Origin of the sequence: Mesorhizobium sp. M7A.F.Ca.CA.002.15.2.1 (genome assembly GCF_003998715.1) — a bacterium.
GTDB lineage: Bacteria > Pseudomonadota > Alphaproteobacteria > Rhizobiales > Rhizobiaceae > Mesorhizobium > Mesorhizobium ciceri.
Map to the genome: position 1 here is coordinate 1 of NZ_RZPI01000498.1, position 4325 is coordinate 4325.

A 4325-nucleotide genomic window follows, 5' to 3' on the forward strand; every position below is an offset into this window, starting at 1 on the left:
GGGCTGATGACCTATCCGCTCTACCTGCTGCACGATGTCGTCGGCGCGGCCCTGCTCGGCATCCTGGTCCGCGCCGGTCTGCCGCATCTGTTCTCGATGGCGGTCGTCGGCGCGACGATGATCGCGGCAAGCTGGCTAGTGGCGACCGAGGCCGAACCACGCATCCGGCTGCTGCTCGACCATACCGTTTTCCGTTATCGGCTTAAGGCAGCCTGACGACGGTCCGGCAGACCGGCCCGGCCGCCGACCTAAAGCATGTCGCGCCTGAGCGGATTCAGGCCCACCCCAGGCCTTTGTTCCACGGATCGCTCTCCCAAAACGGAGCTCACTTCCGAGCGACATGCATTGGCGGTGCCGACCCGGCGCAGCTGCATTTTCCACGATTGCGGAATTCTTCGTTTCGGGCATGATAACAGGCACTTATGCCTTCGGCATGAGAGCTTGCCTCGAGACGCCCGGCACGTGACCCTGTTCCAGCGAAAACCCCGCATCGCGGCGCGTCCGCGCCTCGATATCGATATGCAGGACGCTGTCGTCTATGCGATCGGCGACGTGCATGGCTGCTACAAGGAACTCCGCGCGCTGGAGCAGAAGATCCTGCTCGATTCGCTGCGCTTCCAGAGCCGCAAGATCATCGTCATGCTTGGCGACTACATCGACCGGGGGTTTCAGTCGGCGCGGGTGCTCGATCACCTCCTGGCGCCGCCGCCGAAAGGATTTCAGCGCATTTGTCTTGCGGGCAACCACGAAGTGGCAATGCTGAACTATCTCGACGGAAATCTGTCCCGCGAACCCTGGCTGGCGACGGGCGGCCTGCAAACCCTGTTTTCCTATGGCATCGATCCGGCGCGCCTCACCAGCCTCTACGGGAGCAGCGCGCAGATCGACCGGCGCATAAGGGAGATCATTCCGGACGATCACGTCAGCTTCCTGCGCGGGCTGCCGATCATGGTCCGTTCGCGGAAGTTCGTGTTTGTCCACGCCGGCATCAGGCCCGGCGTCGACCTTGCGGCGCAAACCGACCATGACCTGATCAACATCCGTTCGGACTTCTTCGAGGCAACGCACCTGCTCGACCGCTGGGTGGTGCACGGGCATACGCCGGTGGATGTCCCGAAGCTCGAAGGGCGCCGGCTCGGCATCGACACGGCCGCCTTCCAGAGCGGACGCCTGACCGCCGTCAGGATCGCCGACAAGCAAGGCAGGCTGATCTTCTCCTGACGCGCAACGATATTCAGGTGTGCTGGCCTGAAGATCGATACACTTCAGAGTGGACCCACTCGCGCAAAGGTCGACGTCAGACCGGCGCCTTGCCGCGCACTTCCGACTTTTCCAGATAGTAGCTCGAATATTTATCGAAGAATTTTTCCGAACCGCCGAACGAGCCGTATTTGGCCAGTTTCTTCAAATCGACCTTGTTCAGCACCGCGCCGACGATCTTGTTGGCGACATAGGGTTCGGATTCCAGCATCGACCTGACCATCGCGCGCGGGGTGCGCCCCCACTCGGTGACCAGTACAAAACCGTCGACCAATGGCGCGAAGGCCTTGGCGTCGACCACCGGTCCGAGCGGCGGCAGATCGACGACGATGTATTCGAACGTCTCCTTGGCGTTCTCGATGAAGCGCCGCATGCCGGCCGAGGAGAGAAGTTCGCTGGTATGCGAGAAGTGACCGCGCAGCACCGCCGGGATGATCGCCAGCTTCGTCTGCCTGTCGATCTTGCCGACGGACTGCCAGGTCTGGCCGCCGACCACCGCTTCCATCAAGCCCTGCTCGGTTTCCATGCCAAGGCCTCGGCTGAGGCCGGGATTGCGCAAGTCGCCGTCGATCAGCAGCGTCTTGGAGCCATTGGCGGCAAGCAAGCCGGCGAGATTTGCCGCGACCGTCGACTTGCCCTCGCCGGGAAGCACCGAGATGATGCCGATGACGCGGCTGCCTTGCCCTTCCATCACGACGTCGAAGGCGATCTTGGCGCTGCGCAGCGTTTCGGAGAACATCGAGGCTGGAGAATCGATGCTGACCCGCATGCGCGCCCGCTTTTCGGCTGAAGACAGCGATTGGGTGGTCTTGGCGTCCACCTGGGTCTCGCCCGGCTTTTCTTCCTTGCCGAGCTTGCCGCCGATCGTCGGCAGGTAGCCGAGGAATTTCAGGTTGACGCGGTCGCGCACGTCCTCGCCGGTCCTGAAGAAGCGTTCGTTGAACTCGTTCAGGCCACCAAAGCCGGCGCCCATCAGCAGGCCAAGCACCAGCGAAAGTCCGAGCACGACGATGGTGCGCGGGCTTGAGGCCGTCATCGGCATCGACGCGTCGGAGATGATGCGGATCTTGCCGACCGGGAAGGACTGCTGCTGCGCGGCTTCCTCGTAACGACCCAGGAATGTCTGATAGAGCGTGGTGAGCGCCGTCGCCTGCTGATCGAGTTCACGCAGCTTGACTTGCGTCTGGTTGTCGACGGAACTCTTGCCTTGCGCGGCCGCGACGTTGGCCCTGAGCGCGGTCTCGCGTGCCTGCGCCACCTCATATTCGTTGCGATAGCTTTCGGTCAGCTGCTTCAGCTCGCCGAAAATCTGCGTCGATATGTCGGCCTTCTCCTTGGAGAGAGCCACCGCCTGCGGGTGCTCGGGGCCGAAATTCGCCTCGACGTCCTGCAGCCGCTTGGCCACTGTGAGGTAGCGGGTCTTGAGCGCCGATATGACCGAGCTGCTTGGCTGGTCGCTCGATATGGCGGCATCCTTGAAAGCGTTTTCGGAGCCGCTGTCGACGATGGCCTTGTACTGCTGGTAGCGGGCGCTGGCGCGTGCGGTGTCGGCCTGCGCCACGATAAGCTGGGCGTTGAGGTCGGAAAGCTGCTTGTCGCTCATCAGCTGGCCATCGCTGTTGGCGGCCAGCCCATGTTCGGCCCTGAATTTCTCAACCGCGAGCGAAGCTGCCTGCGAGCTCTGGCGCAACTCCGTCAACCGGCCCTGCAGCCAGACCGCAGCCCGCTCGGTGGCATCGAAGCTGGCATCGAGCTGATCGGCGAGATAGGCATCGGCATAGGCCTTGGTGATGGCGTTTGCCAAGGCCGGATCCGTCGCCTGATAGCCGAGCGCGATGACGTAGCTTCGGCCGACGCGTTCCGCCCGGATCTCGTTCTGCAGCTTGAGGATCGCGTAGTCGCGGCGCGACGTGGCGATCAGCGCATCGCGGGCGGCCGGGTCGAGCTTGCTGAAGTCAGCGCCACCCGGCATGGAAGAGCTGGGGCGGACATACTGGATCAGGCCGCGGATGAGGCCTATGCCTTGGGCAAGCGCCGACTGGGGCGGATTCATGAACGTGTCGTTCTGGTCGAGCTTCAGCTTGTCGACGACCACGGCGGCAAGCCGCGTCGAGGTCAGGATCTCGATCTGGCTCAGGATGGCGGAATCGGTCTGCATGGTTGTCGACGTCGCCGAAATGTCGTCGACGATCTTGTTCAAGCCCTCGTCGATCAGCACGCTGGCGATCGACTGATATTTGGGCGGCGTTGTCTGCAAATAGAGCAGGCCCAGGAAGAGACCGATGACGGCACACACGGCAACCACCTTGGCCTGCCGTGCGGCCATGCCAAGCAGCCGCTCGATATCGATGAAGTCTTCGCCGTCTCCTGCGTCCGAATTCGGCAATGGCATCCTCTTGTCGAGAGGAAAGTTGGCATAATTCATCTTCGGTCCAATTCTAGAGCCGGTCCTATTCCGATTGATCGCAATTGGCTCTATCTTACTGTTTCAACATGATCTTTTCCGGAAACCGGGACCCACTTTCAGGGATCATGCCTTGGCTTGCAGGCGCCTCGAAGATCGGGAGCATCGCCAGAGCAATGCAAGCGTCGTGCCAGACGGAGAGAACCTGCCGGCCCCTCTTCGCCGGCCATCCGACGATACTCCCGAAAGATGGGCATTATGCGGCTTCTTCCTGGCGTTCATGCGACCGGACGAACTCCTGAAGCATCTCGAAAACCGGACCCTTCATGTCGTCGCGCGCCAGCGCGAAGGCGATGTTGGCCTGGATGAACCCTTCCTTGGAACCACAGTCGAACATGCGGCCGAGGAAAGGCTGGGCGAAGAACGGCTGATCCTTCGACAGACGAACCATGGCATCCGTCAGTTGAATCTCGTTGCCGGCGCCGCGCTGCTGATTGCCCAGGAGCGCGAAAATCTCCGGCTGCAGGATGTAGCGGCCGTTGATGTAGAAATTCGAAGGCGCATTGGCCGGCGCCGGCTTCTCGACCATGGCCGTCACCTCGAAACCGCCGCCGATCTCGGCGCCACGGCCAACGATGCCATATTTTTTGGTCTCGCTGGG

3 protein-coding genes and 1 pseudogene are annotated in these 4325 nt (G+C 62.1%); 2 read left to right on the forward strand and 2 right to left on the reverse strand.

Features of this window, described 5'->3' with window-relative positions; translation table 11 throughout:
• Together ENZ74_RS23585 and ENZ74_RS23590 are read left to right on the forward strand one after the other, a co-directional pair.
• Positions 1-216: pseudogene (locus tag ENZ74_RS23585) on the forward strand (acyltransferase); the annotation flags it as partial.
• A gap of 246 nt (positions 217-462) precedes the next feature.
• Positions 463-1221, forward strand: coding sequence for a metallophosphoesterase family protein (locus tag ENZ74_RS23590; RefSeq protein ID WP_013528097.1), 759 nt, complete (start codon positions 463-465; stop codon positions 1219-1221).
• 76 nt (positions 1222-1297) lie between these two features.
• On the opposite strand, the gene ENZ74_RS23595 is transcribed toward ENZ74_RS23590, so the two are convergent.
• Together ENZ74_RS23595 and ENZ74_RS23600 are read right to left on the reverse strand one after the other, a co-directional pair.
• A complete protein-coding gene (locus ENZ74_RS23595) occupies positions 1298-3685 on the reverse strand; it encodes a polysaccharide biosynthesis tyrosine autokinase (protein WP_024501825.1) in 2388 nt (795 codons plus the stop codon).
• Positions 3686-3920: 235 nt separating this feature from the next.
• Positions 3921-4325 (reverse strand): sugar phosphate nucleotidyltransferase (locus ENZ74_RS23600; protein ID WP_245470994.1); only part of this gene is annotated, 405 nt, incomplete at its 5' end.